Origin of the sequence: Marinobacter sp. GH_1, assembly GCF_048595985.1 — a bacterium.
GTDB classification, from domain to species: Bacteria; Pseudomonadota; Gammaproteobacteria; order Pseudomonadales; family Oleiphilaceae; genus Marinobacter; species Marinobacter shengliensis.
This window is the reverse complement of record NZ_CP184460.1, coordinates 3,866,613-3,886,390: the sequence shown is the minus strand read 5'-3', so window position 1 is coordinate 3,886,390 and position 19,778 is coordinate 3,866,613. Positions and strand designations below refer to the sequence as shown.

The following is a 19,778-nucleotide window of genomic DNA, read 5'->3' as shown; positions in this document are numbered from 1 at the left end:
CACATCACCATGGCGCTGGATCGTGAAACAGCAATGCAGGTGGCCTCGGTACTGAGCCGGGGCCTGCCCTATATCCAAAGATTTACTGGCAAGACCGTTGTGATCAAATACGGCGGTAATGCCATGGAAAACGAAGAGCTCAAAAGCAGCTTTGCCCGGGACGTGGTGCTGATGAAACTGGTGGGTATCAACCCCATCGTGGTTCACGGCGGCGGCCCCCAGATTGGCGAGCTGCTGGAGCGTTTGAACATCAAATCCCGCTTTGTGAACGGCATGCGCGTGACCGATGCTGAAACCATGGATGTGGTGGAAATGGTGCTGGGTGGCCAGGTAAACAAGGAAATTGTATCCCTGATCAACGCCCAGGGAGGCACCGCCGTGGGCCTGACCGGTAAAGACGCCAACCTGATTCGTGCCCGCAAGCTGGAGGTGGTTGACCGTTCACCGGAACTGGAACGACCGGAGATCATCGACATTGGCCACGTGGGCGAGGTTGCCAGTGTTAATGTCGACGTGATCGACATGCTCACCCGCAGCAACGTGATTCCGGTGATCGCCCCGATCGGTGTGGGCCCGGATGGCGCCTCCTACAACATCAACGCCGACCTGGTGGCCGGCAAGGTGGCGGAAGCCATGAAGGCGGAAAAGCTGATTCTGCTGACCAATGTCTCCGGCCTGAAGAGCAAGGAAGACAAGGTGCTGACCGGCCTGACCGCCCAGCAGGTCAACGATCTGATTGATGATGGCACCATCCACGGGGGCATGCTGCCGAAGATTCGCTGCGCGCTCAGTGCGGTGGAAAACGGCGTGCGCACCTCCCACATCATTGATGGCCGTGTTGCCCATGCCTGTCTGCTGGAAATCTTTACCGACGAAGGCGTTGGTACCCTGATTTCCCGGAACTAAACAACCTGACCCGGGAGCAACCGGATGAAGCGCCTGTTGTCATTTCTGATCACGTTGGGAATCGTGGCTTTTGTCGGTTTCAAGGCCGGCGTCTGGTGGCTGACGGATCAGCGCATGGCACAAGCGCGGTCGGAGCTTTCCAGCTATGGTGTGCTGGAGCGAGGCCAGATTGGTTCCGCTCTGGATGGGCGGGTGACCCTGAGGCAATCCCGCTGGGAAGATTTCCGACTGACCCAGCCGTTGCAGCTGGGTCTGATTGAGTTTGATGCCGGTTCCCCTGTGACCCTGCTGACCACCCTGGCCAACCCGTCACCGCTGCCGGCAACCTGGTCGCTGGCGGCAGAGCAGGCCAGCATGGCTCTGGAGCCTACCATGTTCCGGAACTGGCTGACCGCCGGTACCGAGACACAATCGCGGCTGCCGCCGCTGGTGTCACTGGCCTGTGCACCTGATCCCCGGCAGCAGTTGGGCAGTGGCGACCTGATGCGCATGGGCATTTCCGCTATTCGCGGTGATGTGCACCTGAAGCAGAGCCCTGAGGGGGTCCGGTTGGAGATCAACAGTGCAGAAACCGGCAGCCTGGAAGCGGAATGGTCGGGCGCCCGGGTTCATCTCTCCGGCCTGGCGGCCACCCTGGAGAACAGTGCTGAACCGGTTCGTATCACCTTTCGGGACGCTGGCCTGATGCGCCGCCTGTCGGCGTACTGTGCCCGGGAAACCGGGCAGGACGTGAACCAATGGGCCCGCAACGCCGTCTCTGTGATGGAGGCAGGTCTGCAAGCCCGCGGTTACGATGGCAGCGATCAGTTACTGGCGCTCTATCGCCAGTGGCTGATGGAAGGTGGCGAGCTGCAATTTGCCATTCAGCCCGGCTCTGGAACTTATGGAATACCGGTACGCTCCGAATCGGTGCCCGAAGCGGCCTGGCCCGTTGACTATAATGGTGCCGGGGTCCCCGACATCTACCTGACTGAAATGGTAGCCCCAGAGCCACAGCTGCCCCTGGAAGCTCTGGAACCTGTGATCCCCCGGGAGGAGCCCGGTGTTCAGCAATGGTACCCGGCGGACCTGGACGGGGCGCAGAGCTGGCTGGGGCGGCAGGTGAGGGTAACGCTGTCTAACGGCAATCAGGTAGAAGGCCGCCTGGTCAGCGTGGGTGAGCGTGAGCTGGAAGTGTCACGCACCGTTGCTGGCGGCGAAGTGGCCTATCCGATACTGATCCGTGCGATCACCCAATTCGATGTCTGGCGGCGGGGCAGGGCAGACTGAGATCAACAGCCGGGAGGCTACCATGGCGCACAGCACTGACAAGTTACAGACCGTACCGGGCATCCGGGACATGCTGACCCGGTTGATTTCGTTGCCCTCCATCAGCAGCGCATCACCGGACTGGGACCACAGCAACGAAGCGGTGGTGAGAACCCTGGCCGAATGGCTGGAGCCTATGGGGTTTGCGGTGGAAATCCTGGAAGTGCCAGGGATGCCGGGTAAATACAATCTGATTGCCACCCTGGGCAGCGGTCCGGGCGGGTTGGTGCTGTCTGGCCATACCGATACCGTTCCGTTCGATGACAAGCGCTGGCAGAGTGATCCGTTCACGCTGACCGAAAAGGACAATCGCTGGTACGGCCTGGGCACCTGCGATATGAAAGGCTTTTTCCCGCTGGTCATTGAAGCGGCCAAAGCCTTTGTTGACCAGCCGCTTCAGCAACCGCTGATTATCCTGGCCACAGCGGACGAAGAAAGCTCCATGAACGGCGCCCGGGCCCTGGCCGAGGCCGGCAAACCGAAGGCCCGGTATGCGGTGATCGGCGAGCCGACCAATCTCAAGCCGGTTCGGATGCACAAGGGTATCATGATGGAGCGGCTGCGGTTTGATGGTCAGTCCGGCCATTCCTCCAACCCGGACCTCGGCCGTAATGCCCTGGAGGGCATGCATGAGGCCCTGGGGGAACTGCTGAGCCTGCGCTCTGAATGGCAGGAAAAATACCGAAACCCCAACTTCAAGGTACAGGTACCGACGCTGAATCTGGGCTGCATTCACGGGGGTGACAACCCGAACCGAATCTGCGCCCAGTGCGAACTCCACTTCGATTTGCGACCGTTGCCCGGGATGAACATGGAAACCCTGCGCCAGGCGATCCTCAACCGGATGCAGCCCCTGGCCGAGCGCCGGCAGTTGAATCTGACTTTCGAGCCCTTGTTCGACGGCGTACCGCCGTTCGAAACGCCGGCCGACGCGGCCCTGGTCAAGGCCTGTGAAGCGCTGACCGGCCATACCGCCCATGCGGTTGCCTTCGCCACCGAGGCGCCCTGGTTGCAGAAGCTGGGCCTGGAAACCCTGGTGATGGGGCCTGGTTCCATCGACCAGGCCCATCAGCCGGATGAGTTTCTCGAGATGTCGCAATTACAACCAACCGTGGATATTCTGCGCGGGCTGATCAAGCAGTTTTGTCTGTGATGGAAGGGGAGAAAGGTTTGAAATCGAACGAATGGCTGCACGGATTCCGCCACTCATCTCCGTACATCAATGCTCATCGCGGCCGAACCGTTGTGCTGACCATGCCTGGCGATGCCATCGAGCACCGGAACTTCATCAATATCATCCACGATATTGCCTTGCTCAGCAGTCTGGGTGTGCGCCTGGTGGTGGCCTTTGGTGGTCGCCCGCAGATTCAGTCCCGGCTGGACGACGCCGGCCTGGAGTCCGCCTTTGCCCGTGGCCTGCGCATCACCCCGGATAACCACCTGCCCCTGGTTATGGAGGCTATTGGCGGATTGCGGGCCTACCTGGAGAGCCAGTTATCCATGGGCCTGGTTAACTCGCCCATGCACAATGCCAGAATCCGGGTCACCAGTGGAAACTATGTCACCGCCAAGCCCGTGGGCGTGCTGGATGGCGTGGATTTCGGCTACACCGGGAAAGTGCGCCGGGTGGATACCCGTGGCATCGAACAGCTGCTGGAACAAGGCCACATCGTTCTGTTGCCGCCGATGGGGTACTCACCCACCGGTGATGCTTTCAATCTGTCTTACGAGGACGTTGGCAGCCAGGTGGCGGCTGCCTTGCAGGCAGAAAAACTGATCGTGTTCATTGATGACGAAGGCCTGCTTGAGGAAGACGGCTCACTGATTCGGGAGCTGTCGGCCCGCCAGGCGTCGGAACGCCTCAATACCAATGTGGTGACCGGCCATGACGCGGCACTGCTCAAAGCAGCCTGTGATGCCTGTGTGAAAGGCGTGCGCCGGGCCCACATCATCAGCTACGTTGAGGATGGCGCGTTGCTGGAGGAACTGTTCACCCGGGACGGTTCCGGAACCCTGGTGAGCGGGGATAACTACGAGCAGATCCGCCAGGCCAGGGTGGAAGACATCGGGGGTATTCTGGAGTTGATCCAGCCCCTTGAAGAGCAGGGCATCCTGGTGCGCCGCTCCCGGGAAATGCTGGAAACCGAAGTGGACCGCTTCGTCGTGGCCGAGCGGGATGGCACCATCGTTGGCTGTGCTGCCCTGTATCACTACCCGGACGAAGGCACCGGTGAACTGTCCTGTTTTGCGGTCGACCCGTCGTACCGGCGTGCCGGGCGTGGTGACGACATTCTGGCGATGATTGAAAAGCTGGCGAAGGCCCAGGGTATCCGCAAACTGTTCGTGCTGACCACCCAGACCGAACACTGGTTCCGGGAGCGGGGCTTTCTGCCCACGGCGGTGCAGGATTTGCCCGGGCCAAAGCTGGCCTCCTACAACACCCAACGCAACTCAAAGGTGTTCTACAAACCGTTGTGACAGGGCGCTGAGCTGTTGTTCCCGCGCCTCCGGCGTGGCCCTGGACAAGGTCTTGACCGAGTCATAGAAGCGCCCGAAGTCGTAGTGGTGATCCCGCAACAATTGCCGGAATGCCGGCACATGCTGGTTGTATTGCTGGAACAGAGCCAGGTTGGCGTTGTTCAGGCGCACCGGTGGTGTGCCAAAAGGGCCAGGCTCCGGGTAGTCTTCGGATAGCCTGGCGTAGGCAAGGGCCAGTTCCTCCAACAGGGTTGCCTTGCGGCCCCTTAGCACGTCAGCGGCCAGTACCTGTTGTTGCTGATAAAGCTGTCGGAGCTGTGCGCTGGTTCCGTTGACCAGGTCCAGGGTCCGGTTACGGTGCTCCAGTCGCTGCAGGGCGCGGTCAAAACCGGCTTCGGACGCCTGCTGTTCCAGCCAGATTCTCAGGCCTTCCAGTTCAACGGCGGTGGCAAAGCTTTCGTTGAACGCGGTGTCTTCCTTGATATACACCACCTGATGGGCCAGTTCGTGGAACATCAGTGCCACCATGCGGTCATCTGGCAGGCTGGTAAAACCGGTGTGCAGAGGGTCATTGAACCAGCCCAGGGTAGAGTAGGCAGTGACAGCGCCGATGAAGGTGTCGTAATCCTGTGCGTTGAACCGGGCCTGCTCCTTGCGTGCCCGCTCCAGATTGAAGTAGCCTCGGTAGGCTTGGCAGCCCACCACAGGATAACACCACTGGTGAGGGTCCAGCGAGAATTCGGGTACAGCAACCAGGTTGACCACAACCCAGGGCTGGTCCAGTTCAACGTATTTGGTAAAGGCCTTGCCGACGGGTAGCTGAAGTACGTCATTTGCGAAGGTGCGTGCGGACTGTGCAACGGACAGTTTTCGTTTCAGTTCAGGGTCAGTTTGTGGGTCGCGGGCAACCGATTCCACAGGTTGTCCCCGCAGCATCAGTGAAAGATGGCCGCCCACTGCCTGGCCATAGTAGCCAATGGTCGAACACCCCTGGAGCCCCGTTAACAGTAGCAAAAGAAGATAGATCTGACTAAGCTGTCTCATGTATCCGTACGTTGTGATTGATGGTCTTTCCGGCTCCGCCCTGGTGCTCGTCGTGACAGGCTCGCTGGCTGTTTTCCGGGGCTGGCTATACTCTTTTTATCATAACAGCAGATCACAGCCACTAACTCAGGGATGTTCGCCAGGGCGACGGTCATTGGCGACCAGGCCGGCTTATCAATTGGTCAGGTAGTTCATGGATCCGAGAGAACGTCGTAGCAGTACCCGACAGCCCATTAAACTCGCGGCACAGATCGACGCAGGTGGCGGTAATACCTGGCCCTGCCAGATTGCTGATTTTTGCGCCGAAGGCCTGTTCATACGTTATTCCGGTGAAACCTCCCGAAAACTGGACCGGGTGTTCGATCAAAACCAGCCGTCCGAGCTGGTGGTTCGTTTTCGCGGTGCGGATGGTCAGCGTCGTTACGAACTGCACGTCAGTCCCGTTCGGCGTATCGACGGCGCCATGGGGGTAAACTTCACCCGCTCCAATCCCGACGCCCTGAATGCCATGCTGCAGCTTTGCGGCAGCAGTGGTGATCAGGCCAGGTCGTCGTTGCGGGCGCCGAGTGAGCGTGTGCAGTTTGTTCTCCATCAGTCCGCAAAAACGGTAACCAGTTTCATTGAGCCGCTGATGGATGCCTGTTTCGTGCAGATGGCAGAGGCGCTCCGCAAGGCTGCCCAGAAGGCACCCAGCGACCAGTTGGCCAACGAGTATATGGACGCCTCAGGGCAGCTCCAGGCACGCCAGAGGATTCTTTGGCACCATATGGCGAGGTTCCTGGAATCTCCTCTGAAGCCAGCCCAGAAGGGCGCGCCGGGGGCTGAGTTGTCTGTGGTCGACAAGAACGAGTTCGAAGACTGGCTGACCATCCGGGTAATGGTCACCCGGGCCGATACCCAGTACCGGGGCGACCTGCTTCAGCTCAAGCTGCGACTGGACAAGCTCGGTATCGCCAATCGCACCGGCCACCACAACCCGCTTGGGCCAGCGCTGGTCTGTGAGGCCTTCCATCATGCCCTGTTACAGCTCAAGGCAACCAGGGAGGTGGAGAAAGTCTGCCTGAAGACCTTTGAGCAAACCGTGCTTAAACAACTGGCGCCGCTGTACCGGGAACTGAACAACATTCTTATTCGCCATGGTGTGCTGCCAGACCTGGACCTGTCCAAATACCTCAGTGAGCAGGCACCGCCAAAGAACGAGCCCACGCCCGCTCCGACAGTCACCAGGCCAGAAGAGACCCCAGCCGAGAGCCCGGCCCAGCCCGCCGAGGAATCCCGCGCCACGACCGCAAGTCGAGCCCTGAAAAGCCGGTTATCCGGTGAATTCCGTGGCTACGCCCAGGCCGCCCAGACGGCGTTTTCCACCGTTCGCAATCTGCTCACAACCCTGCAGGCAAGCCGGGTCTCCCGAGGGGAAAGTCCCCAGGAGGACTTTGCCCCCAATGCGCGCCCACTGTCGACCGGTGAACTGCACCGGGAATTGCAGGAGTTACAGGTGCGCGCGGCGGGCCAGGAAGAATCCGCCGCCCCGCTGAAAGAGCGTGTGGTCGAGAAGATCAAGGAAATCGGCGAAGCCCGGCTGGATGACGAGCAGCAGCAAACCCTGGATGTCGTTGATCGCTTTTTCAAAAGTGTCGTGGAAAGCCCCAAGCTCAGTGACTATGTGCAGGCCCGGATGCGCCAACTGGAAGTCCCGGTGCTCAAGGTAGTGATGCGGGATCCGGCGTTTTTTGAGGATCAGGACAGCCCTGTCCGCGGCGTGATGAACCGTTTGGCCCAGCTGGGGGTGAAGGGTGGCCGCCTGAACCCGGTGGTCCAGCGACGGGTCGACGAGCTGGTTCAGCGCATTGCCACGGATTTCGAGCAGGACACCGGCGTGTTTGAACAGACGGTGACCGAGCTGGACACCCTGATTGACCGGCAGAATCTGGTCTACCGCCGGAACGTCGAGCGGGTAACGGCAGCGGCCGAGGGTGCCCAGAAGGTGTCTGAGTCCAAGGCGGCGGTGAGCGCCGCGATTGATCAGCGTATTGCCGGTCGCAAGGTACCCCGGGCGCTGGTCAGTTTGCTGGAAGGCGGCTGGCGGGACCTGTTGTCACTGACCTGGATTCGCCAGGGACCAGACAGTCAGCTCTGGCAGGACTATTTGGCGGTGATTGATTCGCTGCTGGCCTTTGCCGATGATCCGGAGAGCAGTATCAACCTGCCGGAGCTTTTGCGGCTGATCCAGGACGGCCTGGCGTCGATATCCAGCAATCACATGCCGTCATCCCAGATTCGCGATGAATTGAAGCACTTCCTGGTTCGCCGGCCCGACAAAACCCCTGAGATGGTCGAAGTGCCGCCGGCAAAACCAGCCGAGAAAGACCCGCAAACCCTCAACGAGCGGGAACAGCGCAGTCTTCAGCGCTGGATCAACCGGTCACAGCAGCTGCGTACCGGGGACTGGCTGCGGGACCAGACCCGGCCTGATGAACCCCAGTATATCCGGCTGGTCTGGATTGCCCGGGGCTTTAGCCGCTTTGTCTTCGTCAATCATCAGGGCATGCGGGTGGTTGAGCTGGAGCTGGACGCGCTGGCCCGGCAGATGCGCAAAGGCATCATCGTGCCTGATAACCAGTACGACCGACCGCTGGTGGATGAAAGTATCGACCGCATGGTTCGCAACGTTTATGACCAGCTGTCCTGGGCATCCACCCATGACGAGCTGACCCGTTTGCTCAACCGCCGGGAGTTCGAACGGATGCTGGAGCAGCAGCTGGCCCGTCGTGAAGACAGCCGCACTCTGTTGCATCTGGACCTGCGTGGCTTCCGGTTGCTCAATGATACCGCTGGCTACCAGGCGGGTGATGAAACCCTCAAACAGGTGGCAGAGCTGTTGTGCCGCCATGTGGGTGATGGCATGCCGGTGGCGCGCCTGGCCGGCAATGAGTTCGCCATGCTGGTTGCGGAAGAGCAGGGCCAGGATGTGGCCGCGGCCCTGATCGAGGCCATTGAATCGGCAGAGTTTGCCTTTGGCGGCCGCCAGTATACGTTGTCGGCCAACGTTGGCCTGGTGGCCGAGTTGCCGGCTCTGGTGAGTGCCGAACGCTGGCTGAGAAGTTCGGAGCAGGCGTTATCCCAGGCCCGGAAAATGGGGCCGGGCAAGATCGCCGAATATACCCTGGATGCCGATGACCAGGCCCGCCAGGAGCAGATCGCTGCGCGCGTCGCCAGCCTGTCGGATCCGGATGAAGAGCGCATGCTGCTGCGCTGCCAGAAGATCATACCGCTTCATGCCGAGGCCCGGATGACGGCCCAGTATGAGATTCTGATCAGCATGTACGATGACAGCGGCGCCCTGATAACCGGCCAGGATTTTGTACGCATGGCTGAGCGCTATGATCGCATGCAGGCGGTGGACCGCTGGGTGGTCGGGCATATGCTGGACTGGCTGAGGGACCAGGCGCCGGACCCCCGACATGTCGGGGGCGTGTGTATCAACCTGTCTGGGTATTCGTTGAATGATCAGAGCTTGCTGGAATTTATCTACGAGAAGCTCAGTGAAAAAGACGCGCCCATCGAACGGCTTTGGTTTGAGCTGACCGAGGCATCTGCCATCAGCGACGTGCAGGCGGTGGCCGATTTCATCCTGGAAATGAAAGAGCTGGGCTGCCGGTTCTGCCTGGGTAATTTCGGCAGTGGCCCCAGTTCGTTCCAGTTCATGCGTTCCCTGCCGGTGGATCTGATCAAGATTGACAGTGCCTTCACCAGCCAGCTGGTGTCGAGCCAGACTGATCAGGCAATGGTGAGGTCCATGGTGGATATGGCGCACTACATGAACCGGGAAGTCATTGCCTCCCAGGTTGAATCCCGAGACGTTCTGGATATGCTCAGGCAGCTGGGTGTGGACTATGCTCAGGGCTTTGTTGTTGAAAAACCACGCTTGCTTACCAGCCTGACCTGATCCGGGAAATTGCTCTTATGTCCAAACGCCACCCTATCATTGCGGTGACCGGCTCCTCCGGGGCCGGCACGACCACCACCGGCCAGATTTTCAGGCGGCTGTTTGCCAGTGAGGAGTTGAACGCCGCCATGGTGGGGGGGGACAGTTTCCACCGGTACACCCGGGAACAGATGGCCCGGCTGGCGGCCAAGGGGCAGTTTGGCGAGCGTAACCACTTCGCCCTGGAAGCCAATCATATCGACCGTCTGGAAGCTTTGTTCTATGACTACAGCCATACCGGCAACGGACGATACCGCCAGTACGTTCACGATGAAGATCGCCAGCTGGTTGAGGCCGGTCATAAACCGGGGACATTCACCGCCTGGGGGCCACTGCCGGCAGACACGGACCTGCTGTTCTACGAAGGGCTACACGGGGGAGTGATCAGCGAAAGCTACAACATTGCCCAGTACGTTGACCTGCTGATCGGCGTTGTGCCCATTGTAAACCTGGAATGGATCCAGAAAATCCATCGGGATACCAACCAGCGGGGGTACAGTCAGGAGGCGGTAGTACAGACCATCATCAACCGCATGGAAGACTACGTGCACGATATCGTGCCCCAGTTTTCCCATACCCACATCAACTTCCAGCGGATACCGCTGGTGGATACCTCCAACCCCTTCATCGCCCGGGATGTGCCCAGTGAAGATGAAAGCATGGTGGTGATCCACTTTCGCGACTCCAACGAGGTGGACTTTTCCTGGCTGTTGCAGGCCATTCCCCAGAGCACGCTGTCACGCCACGACACGCTGGTGATTCCGGGGCCAAAGATGGCGTTGGCCATGGAGCTGATTATCCGCCCCATGATCCAACGCCTGATGGCGGGCCGAACCTTCGCCTGATGTTCAGGCGGCGGTTAAGCGACCGGTCTGGTAATCCCTCAGTGCCTGCTCGATTTCCTCACGGGTATTCATCACGAATGGTCCGTACTGAACAATAGGCTCACCTATCGGGCGGCCTGCAATCAACAGCAGCCGGGCACCGGATGGGCCAGCCGCCAGCAGGATCTCATCGCCGTCATCCAGCAGGTTGGCAGCCGATAGCCGAAGTTGGGTTTGTGCCTCACCAGTAACCAGACTCGCGTTGCCCTCGTAGAGGTACAGCATGGCGTTCAGGGGCTGTGCCACGGGCAGCGAAAGCTGGGCATTGGGCTCAAGGTGAATGTCGGCGTATAGCGGTTCGGTAGTGCCGCCTGTCACGGCGCCGGATACCTGCACGCCGCTGACGTTCATCTCGCCGGCAATCAGCTTTACGGAGGCTCCGGGCTGATTGAACACGGGGATGTCTTCGGGCTGAATATCCCGGTAGCCGGCTGGCTTCATTTTCTCGGCTGCCGGCAGGTTCAGCCACAACTGGAAGCCGCGCATGACACCGGATTCCTGTTGCGGCATTTCAGAATGCACGATGCCCCGGCCGGCGGTCATCCACTGCACGCCACCATTACGAAGGTTGCCACGGTTGCCCAGGTGGTCTTCGTGCAGCATGTGCCCTTCGATCATGTAGGTGACCGTCTCGAAGCCCCGGTGCGGGTGTGCAGGGAAGCCGGCGATATAGTCCTGGGGCTGGTCGGAGCCAAACTCATCCAGCATCAGGAAAGGGTCCATGCGAATGGCCTGGCTTTGACCCAGTGAGCGTTTGATTTTCACGCCGGCGCCATCAGAGGTACCCAGGGCGGGAATGATTTGTTTCAGGGAGCGAAGCGTCATGTCGTCCTCCTCTCGTTGATGATGGTTCTATTAAACCGGGGAGAGACGAAGGATGAAAACGCAGAATTCTGGCGGGGCAGATCAAAAAAACTGAAGAAGTTCAGCGGTGGCACGATGCCACCGCTGAACGAGCTTATTCCACGTTGCGGGAATAGAAGATTTCCAGCATTTCGCGGCGCAGTCGGTCTTCGATGGACTGGGCTTCGGCCGGGTCCAGTTCGCCGGCATTCACACCGAACACATAGTTATCCAGGTTAAACTCTTTCAGCATCATCTTGGTGTGGAACAGGTTTTCCTGATACACGTTCACGTCGATCATCTGATAGGCGTTCTGGGTGTCCTCGGTCAGGTAGTTCTGGATCGAGTTGATGTCGTGGTCGATATAGTGCTTGGTGCCATCGACATCACGGGTGAAGCCACGTACCCGGTAGTCCACGGTGACCACATCGGAGTCAAAGCTGTGGATCAGGTAGTTGAGCACTTTCAGGGGCGAGATCAGGCCACAGGTGGACACGTCGATATCGGCGCGGAAGGTGCTGACGCCATCATGAGGGTGGCTTTCCGGGTAGGTGTGAACGGTCACATGGCTCTTGTCCAGGTGCGCTACGATGGTGTCGGGCAGCGGGCCCGGAGATTCTTCGTTGTTGGCTTCGCTGTCGGTGAGTTCATGCTCGGCAATCAGCATGGTCACAGAGGCACCGTGGGGCTCGTAGTCCTGGCGTGCAATATTGAGGATGTTGGCGCCGATGATCTTGACCACGTCAGACAGGATCTGGGTCAAACGCTCGGCGTTGTACATCTCGTCGATATAGTCAATGTAGGCTTCACGTTGCTCTTCGGTCTGCGCGTAACAGATATCGTAGATGTTGAAGCTCAGGGATTTGGTCAGGTTGTTGAAACCGTGCAGCTGGAGTTTGGTTTCCATAATAATTGCTCACCTTTTGCGCAGACCTGCGGAGAAAGTTGCGTATTATGCATACCGTGTGTGTCAATGAATAGTATCTACAATGACATTTTTGGTTACAGTGGCCCCAACGGCGGCATGGGGCGCGCTGGCTACGGAAATCGCTTACTCTGCGGCGCGGATTTCGTGGCTGTGGGTGATCTCGACACCGGCTTTTCCGAGCATGATGGACGCTGAGCAGTATTTTTCAGCAGACAGGCTGACCGCCCGCTCGACCTGCTTCTCTTTGAGGTTGTGGCCGGTAACCACAAAATGCAGGTGTATTTTGGTAAAGACAGCCGGTACGGCATCGGCCCGCTCTGCTTCAAGTTCGGCATGGCAGGCGGTGACGTCTTGCCGACTCTTTTTCAGGATGCTCATCACATCAAAGGCCGAGCAGCCGCCCACGCCCATCAGCAGCATTTCCATGGGGCGTGGCCCGAGGTTTTCGCCGCCGTGATCGGGTGGGCCGTCCAGCTGCACGCTGTGGCCGCTGCCACTGGTAGCCCTGAAACTGGCATTGCCGGTCCAGTCGACGGTTGCTTTCATCGGGTTCTCCCATGGGTGATGGTTCATGGCCGGATGTGATCAAGGTTGCTCCGGAGCCTGATGGAGGATGCTAGCACAGTCTGATAGTGGCGACAGCTACCCCTTGCGACCAAAGAGGCATTGATCCCAGATACATCTTGTATCCGCTTTCGAGTTGCCGAAAGATGACCTTCTTGTTATAAGTTGCGCTGCAAACAATAAAAATCGCGAAACCCGCAAGGAAATGCGGGGCAGAAAAACATCAGGAATCGCCAGACTCTGAGGAGGCATGTCCCGCACTATGGCTACCATCGTCAAGCCGGTTGAGCAGAAAACCAAACACCTGGATTATTTCCTTTCCCAATGCCACCGTCGGCGTTACCCCGCCAAAAGCACCATTATTTATGCCGGTGACAAAAGCGACTCCCTGTTTTACATCGTCAAAGGTTCCGTCACCGTCATCATTGAAGACGATGATGGCCGCGAGATGATCATGGCCTACCTGAACGCCGGAGACTTTTTCGGCGAAATGGGCCTGTTTGATAACATGGATTCCCGCAGCGCCTGGGTCAAGGCCAAGACCGAGTGTGAAGTGGCGGAGATCAGCTACACCAAATTCCGTGAGATCGCCCAGCAGGACCCGAGGGTGCTGTATTTCATCGGCGAGCAGATGGCTTCTCGCCTGCGCCAGACTACCCGCAAGGTTGGCGACCTGGCGTTCCTGGATGTGACAGGCCGGGTGGCGCGCACCCTGCTGGACCTGTGCAAGGAGCCAGACGCCATGACCCATCCCGATGGCATGCAGATCAAGATCACTCGCCAGGAGATTGGCCGTATTGTTGGTTGTTCCAGGGAGATGGTGGGCCGCGTCCTGAAAACGCTGGAAGACCAGGGCCTGGTTCGGGTCAAGGGCAAAACCATGGTGGTGTACGGCACCCGCTGAACGATTCCCGCCTGGCAACTGCCTCAAAGGCCGCTGAATTTCAGCGGCCTTTTGCGTTGTGGCGGTCGCCCATATCAGCGATGGGCTTCGACAAATTCCCGTACCGACCGTGACACGGCCGCCGGTTCGGTGATGGGTGCCCAGTGCGTGGTATCCAGTTCCTGCAGGGTCAGCTTGCCGGTCCAGCGGGCCAGGTTCTCGGTGAGTTGGCGGCCCACATAGGCATCCCGGGTGGGGATGATCACCTGCACCGGGCAGCCTGCCAGCCTCGGCTCTGGTCGCAGCAGCTTACGAATAAAGTTGGCCCGGTAGAGTTTGACGCCATAGCGGCCGTCGGCTTTCTGGTATTCGCTGAACTGGGCATCGGCAATCTGTTCGTGTTTGCGAAGATACCCCGGCCACAAGCGGTCGAGGCCGGCCTTCCACAGGGTTTCTGGCAGCACCGGCAACTGGAACATGAACACATACCAGGAGCTGGCCAGCTGCTTCAGGACCTTGGTGGTGCCCCCGGAACCGGGTGCCATGATCTGGTCCCGCAACCAGTAGCCCACGTGATCCAGGCAAGGTCCCGAAATGGCGGTGTAGGATCGAATGCGCCCGTCCAGGGCTCCGGTGGTCACCGTTTCCCAGCTCTGGATAGAGCCCCAGTCGTGGGCCACCAGGTGGAAGCTGCGATCCGGGATCACCGCGTTAGCCACGGCCTTGAGGTCCTGCGCGAGCCACTTCATGCGATAGGCGCTGGTTCTGGCTGGCTTGTCGGAGCGGCCAGCGCCCCGAACGTCATAGCGGATGACCAGATAATCCTTTTTCGTTTGCCCGGCGAAGCCGGCAAACCCGGCCATCTGAAAGAAGATGGCGTCACCCCGACTGAGGGGAAGACAATCCGACTGGCAAGGGCGCCACTGGCCAACGGTGGGGTCTGAAGGAAGCCATAGGAAGTTAACGGTACACAACGCAAGTGAACCTGCTTCGGCAGTTCAGGTGGGTCAGCGTGCGAAATAACGCGAAGCCCGATACTCAGTCAGACCTGGGCTGTGTTTGAGGGTGGCATCGTTAACAGGGAGCCGGTGCAGTAACCGGGGAAGCCTGACACCGAATCCGGCGACGCCGGAGGCTGTGGCGCAAGGTGAAAGCCGAGGCCGCAGTCGGTGCGAGGTGGCAGATGAAGCCGTAGTAGTGAGGAAGTTCCGGCCTGAGAAGCCTGGTAACAGCGTGGAGGACAAAACCGGAATGACCGCTGGCGGAGGTTCAGCGGACCGGTCAGGGTCAAAAGCTCTGATCGGATGCGAAGGGCGGAAGTCATTAACGAGAATGACGGACGACGAGTGAGAGGTGGACGCTGTGTTCACAAGCTGCCCGACGGGGCAGGGACGTGCACTGGGGTGCTGCGGGAACGCAGTGGCTCTGGTGTTCTCCGGACAAGGGAGTAGAGCGATACCGTGGCGGCAGATTGCCAGAGCGCTAGTACCCGGACGGATCGCCTGAAACAGACCGGCAGCCAGACCGATCCTCGAAGCCGTCACCACAGAGATGAGCAGGCATGAGGAAATACTACAGTCTGTACGGGCAATTGCTGTCAAAACAGCGCCTGTATGAAGCCTTCAGACACATCAAACGCAACAAGGGCGCGGCCGGAATCGATGGGCAGAGCCTGGGTGCGTTTGAGGCGAATCTGGAGGTGGAGCTGTCGTGCCTGTTGCTCGAGCTGAAGGAAAAGCGCTATCGGGCGCAGCCGGTCAGGCGCGTCGCCATTGCCAAGGACGATGGTGGTGAGCGTTTACTGGGCATTCCAACGGTTCGGGACCGGGTTGTGCAGCAGGCGTTGCGCAGCATCCTAGAGCCGATCTTCGACCCGGGCTTTCACCCGTCGAGCTACGGGTATCGTCCGGGACGCAGTGGTCACCATGCCATTGGCAAGGCGGAGTTGTTCATCCGCCGATACCGGCGTGAGTGGGTCGTGGATATGGACCTGTCGAAATGCTTCGACACACTCAACCATGACCTGATCATCCGCCAATTCCGCCAACGGATCACGGACGGCAGTGTCCTGTCACTGCTGCGCCAGTTCCTGGAAAGTGGCGTGATGGTGGGATACCACCTCGAAGAGACGGAACTGGGAAGCCCTCAGGGTGGCGTGATCAGTCCGCTGATCGCAAACGCCTACCTGGACGCCTTCGACCAGTTCATGAAAGCGCGGGGGCACCGGATCGTTCGCTACGCGGACGACATCCTGATCCTGTGCGGCTCACGAGCGGGCGCGGAGAATGCGTTACGGGTTGCCCGGCGCTATCTGGAAAATGAGTTGAAGCTGACGGTCAATACCACCAAAACCCACATCGCCCATAGTGATGAAGGGGTTAAGTTCCTGGGCGTGGTGATACATAGCAAGTACACCCGCATACAGGGAAAGAAGGTGGTCAGGCTTAAGCAGAAGCTGAAATCACTGACGAAGCGAAACCGGGGCATCGGACTCGCGGCCATTATACGTGAGCTGAATCCGGTGTTGCGGGGCTTTGTCAGCTACTTCCGGGTGGCGAACTGCGCGCGGGTGTTAAAGCAGGTGATGAGTTGGCTAAGGCGGCGCCTGCGCTGCCTCCAGCTCAAGCAGTGGAAAAAGCCGAGTCGGCTGCATCGGAGGCTGAAACAGCTAGGTTACCAACCCCCGTTCCGGCATATCAAGATGCAAAGCTGGCGCAACGCGGCGTCCCCACTGGCCAGTCTGGCCCTGCCCAACACCTACCTGCACAATGACCTGAAGTTGATGGATCTTGCGAAGGTCAAAACCGGCATCACTGTCCCCGAGTTCGGGGTAAGTTAATGGCATGAGCCGTATACGTGGCCCGTATGTACGGTTCTGTGAGAGGGATGAGGCGGTAACGCCTCACCCTACTCGCTAGTTGCTCGGTCACCTTGTCCCAGACACTGTGGTTGTCCGGGTAGCCGTGTACCAATACCAATGGCGTGGCCTGGGGATTACCTTCGACTCTGGCGTACAGGAGCAGGTCACCGCTGGTCACCCAATGTTCTTGTTCGATACTCACGCTGATCATTACCTTGTGGTGGCGTTGAAGTCTGATCAGGTTAGCGGTATCCGGTGGCGGGCTCTGCGGCCAAACAGGCCAGAAACCATGCCGGTGATGTCAGCCTGCCAGGGCCTGGTCGCGGCGGAGGCCCTGGCTTCGGCCGGGCAAGCATTGCAGCAGATGCTGCCAGACCACCTCAGCATTGGTTTCGTTCAGCGTTTCGTGACGCCCGCCCTCAAACAGCCGGAGGGTGACTTGTTGCACGCCGGCCTCCCGAATGGCCTGAAAGTGGCGGCGTATGCCTTTGCCCATTTCGCCCACCGGGTCATCGGTGCCGGCGAACAGGTGAACGGGCAGGTCCGGGCGCCACCGGGCGGGATTGATCGACAGCATACCCTGGATAAAGTCTTGCCATAGCCCGGTGGTGCATTCGAATCCACACCAGGGGTCGGCCAGGTACAGATCCACCTGATGCGGGTCCCGACTGAGCCAGTCACAGGGCGTGCGGTTGGGTTTGAACATCCGGTTAAATTTGCCAAAAGTCATCCGGGCAATGGTCTTGCTGGCGTGCCGCTGCCCACGCAACGCACGTATCAGGCGCACCAGTAGCAGCGAGAACCGAAGTTCAGCTGTGTGGATTCGGTTGGTTGCGCTGAGGATCAGCGTATCCAGGTTCTGGCCGTATTGCTGGGCGTAGCTTTGGGCAATGAACGAACCCATGCTGTGCCCCAGCAGGGCGACCGGAATGCCCGGCATCTGTTCCCGGGCGCAGTGGACCACCTGGTTCAGGTCGTCCACCACTTTCTGCCAGCCGTCCGAGTCTGCGTAGTGTCCCGGGTGACCACTGCCCGGGCCATGGCCGCGATGGTGATAGCTGATGACCGCCACGCCCTGGTCGGCCAGCCAGGAGGCCAGGGCCGCATAGCGGTCGCCATGTTCGGCCATGCCGTGACTGATGATCAGGCAGCAGTTGGGTGACGGCTCTGGTTCAAACAGGGTCGCGTTGATCTGATGGTTGTCAGGGGTTGTCAGTAGCAGGGTCTGTTTGCGCATGGTCCTGGCCGGGTTCCTTTGCGGCCGGGCGTTGCCACTCCGGCGGTTTCCACAGGTGTTTGAGTCGAGACAATAGTCCGCCTGGCTGCTGCATGTCGCGGAACAGGTCCACGTATTCGTGGGTCCAGAGCACAATCAGGTTATTTGAGGCCACCGGGCGGGTGATGCCGTACTCGGGCGGGTCCTTGGCATCTTCGTCCACGAAGGTGCCAAACAGTCGATCCCAGATGATCAGCGTGCCGCCATAATTACGATCGATGTAGCCGGGGTTGCGGCCGTGATGCACCCGGTGATGGCTTGGGGTATTAAACACAGCTTCGAACCAGCCGGGCAGCCTCTTTACCAGCGTGGTGTGAATGAAAAACTGGTAGACCAGGGAGAACGCATAGGCCACGCCAATCCAGACAGGATTGAAACCGACCAGTGCCAGCGGCAGATAGAACATCCACATGCCGTTGAAAATATTGGTGGCGTTCTGGCGCATCGCGGTTGAGAAGTTCATCCGCTCTGACGAGTGGTGCACTACGTGGGCGGCCCAGAACCAGCGCATCCGGTGACTGGCCCGGTGCATCCAGTAAAAACAGAAGTCGACACCCAGGAAGGTCAGAAAGGCAGTGAGCCCGTTGAGCTCGAGGTCGAACAGTCGGAAGTGATAACACAGGGCATAAACCGGAAAAGCGATGATGCCTGCGAACAGCAGCTCTGTGGTCTGGTAGCCAGCGCCCAGGGCGAAATTCCGGACCGCCTCGCGGGTATCCATCAGCGCCGGGTCGTGGCGGATTTTCAGGTATTCCCACAGGGTAACGCCGACGAAAATCGGTGTGGCTACCACAAAAATAAGCTGGCGCTCATCCAGTGCCAGCCAAGGGGCTACGGTTTGCCAGAGTGCCAGCAGGCCGCTGTTTTCCAGCACCGCCTTCATCATGTCTATCAGTGCCATTAAGGAACCCGGTGTTGTTCTTGTTCAGGGTCTATCTTGGCACAATTACCGCCAAACACGTTGTCCTATTACGTCAGCGCAAGTGGCGGTTTCCGACACACGAACACCGTCAGCGATGCTTCTGGTACAGGGCTTCGATCGGCTCGAGTTTGGGGCGCCACTCTTCCAGCCAGCGTTGTACCGGTTTGGGAATACGGGCGGGCTTTGGCCAGGGCACCGGATACTGGGGCGGTTGGAATAGCGGCGCCAGCAGGGCTGCAGCGGCCAGATCTGCCCGGCTGAACCGGTCGCCCACCAGGTAGGGCCGCTGGCGGTAGATGTCGGTCAGTTCCGTGACCAGCTGCTCCAGGGTCTGTTGCGCCGCATCTGCCGTTTTCTGGTTGATCTTCATCCACTTGCGCATGATCTCATCCACCCGGCTGAAGGCCAGGCTGAGCAGAATCCGGTTATAGAACGGGGTGCCGGCGGCGAGCAAAGGAACCACCACTTTGGGCCGTTGCAGAAAGTAATGATAGACCCAGGTGCGAATGGCAGGCCCAGCCTGTTCATCCAGCTTTTTTTCCCATTCCAAGGCTTGTTCACAAAGTATGGGGTCTTCCGGTGTCAGAGGGTTGTCGGGGAACATCTGGTCCAGATAATCCACGATCTGCGCTGAACCCTGAACGATCTGGCCGTCATGGTCCAGCACCGGCACCGAGGAATCCGCCCCGGTCATTTGGGTGATGGTTCGCGCGTGTTGGCCCGGGAGCAGATTGATCGGCTTGTAGTTGACACCTTTGTAGTCCAGTGCCCAGCGGGCTTTCTCCGAATAGTGGGAAATACAGAACTGATAGAGCTTGACGGTCATGGGTGTGCTCCCGGTGTTTTGATGACGCAAGATTAACTCTTCTGCCAGCGATTTCCCACCAGGCGAGGCGT

Annotated in this window: 16 protein-coding genes; 8 read left to right on the top strand and 8 right to left on the bottom strand. The window is 59.3% G+C overall.

Annotated features, from left to right (window positions below; translation table 11 throughout):
* Positions 1 to 9 precede the first annotated feature (9 nt).
* The 4 genes from argB to argA are packed head-to-tail and all read left to right on the top strand — an operon-like array spanning position 10 to position 4,692.
* Positions 10 to 906, top strand: coding sequence for an acetylglutamate kinase (gene argB, locus ACNSOI_RS17775; RefSeq protein ID WP_058091499.1), 897 nt, complete (start codon positions 10 to 12; stop codon positions 904 to 906).
* Positions 907 to 930: 24 nt separating this feature from the next.
* Positions 931 to 2,175 carry an acetylornithine deacetylase gene (locus tag ACNSOI_RS17770; RefSeq protein ID WP_420194685.1) on the top strand — a complete coding sequence of 415 codons (1,245 nt, stop codon included), beginning with the start codon at positions 931 to 933 and terminating at the stop codon, positions 2,173 to 2,175.
* Between the two features lie 22 nt (positions 2,176 to 2,197).
* Positions 2,198 to 3,367 carry an acetylornithine deacetylase gene (gene argE / locus ACNSOI_RS17765; protein ID WP_420194684.1) on the top strand — a complete coding sequence of 390 codons (1,170 nt, stop codon included), beginning with the start codon at positions 2,198 to 2,200 and terminating at the stop codon, positions 3,365 to 3,367.
* 17 nt (positions 3,368 to 3,384) lie between these two features.
* Entirely contained in the window at positions 3,385 to 4,692 is a 1,308-nt protein-coding gene (argA, locus tag ACNSOI_RS17760) for an amino-acid N-acetyltransferase (protein WP_354444765.1), read from the top strand.
* On the opposite strand, the gene ACNSOI_RS17755 is transcribed toward argA, so the two are convergent.
* The gene (locus tag ACNSOI_RS17755; protein WP_354444767.1) at positions 4,666 to 5,736 is read right to left on the bottom strand and encodes an aminopeptidase; all 1,071 of its coding nucleotides are present in this window, start codon (positions 5,734 to 5,736) and stop codon (positions 4,666 to 4,668) included. The two genes, argA and ACNSOI_RS17755, sit on opposite strands and share 27 nt — an antisense overlap.
* Positions 5,737 to 5,929: 193 nt before the next feature.
* Here ACNSOI_RS17755 and ACNSOI_RS17750 point away from each other — a divergent pair, with 193 nt between their 5' ends.
* Entirely contained in the window at positions 5,930 to 9,682 is a 3,753-nt protein-coding gene (locus ACNSOI_RS17750) for a DUF1631 family protein (protein WP_420194683.1), read from the top strand.
* A gap of 17 nt (positions 9,683 to 9,699) precedes the next feature.
* On the top strand, positions 9,700 to 10,566 hold the full coding sequence (locus tag ACNSOI_RS17745) for a phosphoribulokinase (protein ID WP_230712873.1): 867 nt from the start codon (positions 9,700 to 9,702) through the stop codon (positions 10,564 to 10,566).
* A 3-nt stretch (positions 10,567 to 10,569) separates the two neighbouring features.
* On the opposite strand, the gene ACNSOI_RS17740 is transcribed toward ACNSOI_RS17745, so the two are convergent.
* The 3 genes from ACNSOI_RS17740 to ACNSOI_RS17730 all read right to left on the bottom strand — a co-directional run bounded on the left by ACNSOI_RS17740 (position 10,570) and on the right by ACNSOI_RS17730 (position 12,922).
* Complete coding sequence (locus ACNSOI_RS17740) at positions 10,570 to 11,430, bottom strand: pirin family protein (protein ID WP_061330813.1); 861 nt, start codon at positions 11,428 to 11,430, stop codon at positions 10,570 to 10,572.
* A gap of 133 nt (positions 11,431 to 11,563) precedes the next feature.
* Complete coding sequence (gene speD, locus ACNSOI_RS17735; protein ID WP_061330812.1) at positions 11,564 to 12,355, bottom strand: adenosylmethionine decarboxylase; 792 nt, start codon at positions 12,353 to 12,355, stop codon at positions 11,564 to 11,566.
* Between the two features lie 144 nt (positions 12,356 to 12,499).
* Positions 12,500 to 12,922, bottom strand: a complete 423-nt coding sequence (locus ACNSOI_RS17730; protein WP_286252158.1) for an OsmC family protein — start codon at positions 12,920 to 12,922, stop codon at positions 12,500 to 12,502.
* 280 nt (positions 12,923 to 13,202) lie between these two features.
* On the opposite strand from ACNSOI_RS17730, the gene crp reads away from it, so the two are divergent.
* The gene (crp, locus tag ACNSOI_RS17725; protein WP_007153756.1) at positions 13,203 to 13,844 is read left to right on the top strand and encodes a cAMP-activated global transcriptional regulator CRP; all 642 of its coding nucleotides are present in this window, start codon (positions 13,203 to 13,205) and stop codon (positions 13,842 to 13,844) included.
* A gap of 74 nt (positions 13,845 to 13,918) precedes the next feature.
* Here the strand turns inward: crp and ACNSOI_RS17720 are convergent, their stop codons facing one another.
* Positions 13,919 to 14,797 carry an alpha/beta fold hydrolase gene (locus tag ACNSOI_RS17720; RefSeq protein ID WP_420194682.1) on the bottom strand — a complete coding sequence of 293 codons (879 nt, stop codon included), beginning with the start codon at positions 14,795 to 14,797 and terminating at the stop codon, positions 13,919 to 13,921.
* A 587-nt stretch (positions 14,798 to 15,384) separates the two neighbouring features.
* Between ACNSOI_RS17720 and ltrA the strand changes: the two genes are divergently transcribed.
* A complete protein-coding gene (ltrA, locus tag ACNSOI_RS17715) occupies positions 15,385 to 16,662 on the top strand; it encodes a group II intron reverse transcriptase/maturase (RefSeq protein WP_420194047.1) in 1,278 nt (425 codons plus the stop codon).
* Between the two features lie 322 nt (positions 16,663 to 16,984).
* On the opposite strand, the gene ACNSOI_RS17710 is transcribed toward ltrA, so the two are convergent.
* The 3 genes from ACNSOI_RS17710 to ACNSOI_RS17700 all read right to left on the bottom strand — a co-directional run bounded on the left by ACNSOI_RS17710 (position 16,985) and on the right by ACNSOI_RS17700 (position 19,707).
* Positions 16,985 to 17,920: an alpha/beta fold hydrolase gene (locus tag ACNSOI_RS17710; RefSeq protein WP_286921038.1), complete on the bottom strand. Its 936-nt coding sequence runs from the start codon at positions 17,918 to 17,920 to the stop codon at positions 16,985 to 16,987.
* Positions 17,886 to 18,860: a sterol desaturase family protein gene (locus ACNSOI_RS17705; protein ID WP_286252152.1), complete on the bottom strand. Its 975-nt coding sequence runs from the start codon at positions 18,858 to 18,860 to the stop codon at positions 17,886 to 17,888. Before ACNSOI_RS17705 ends, ACNSOI_RS17710 begins: the two co-directional genes overlap by 35 nt.
* A 109-nt stretch (positions 18,861 to 18,969) precedes the next feature.
* Positions 18,970 to 19,707, bottom strand: a complete 738-nt coding sequence (locus tag ACNSOI_RS17700; RefSeq protein WP_420194681.1) for a glutathione S-transferase family protein — start codon at positions 19,705 to 19,707, stop codon at positions 18,970 to 18,972.
* Positions 19,708 to 19,778 lie beyond the last annotated feature (71 nt).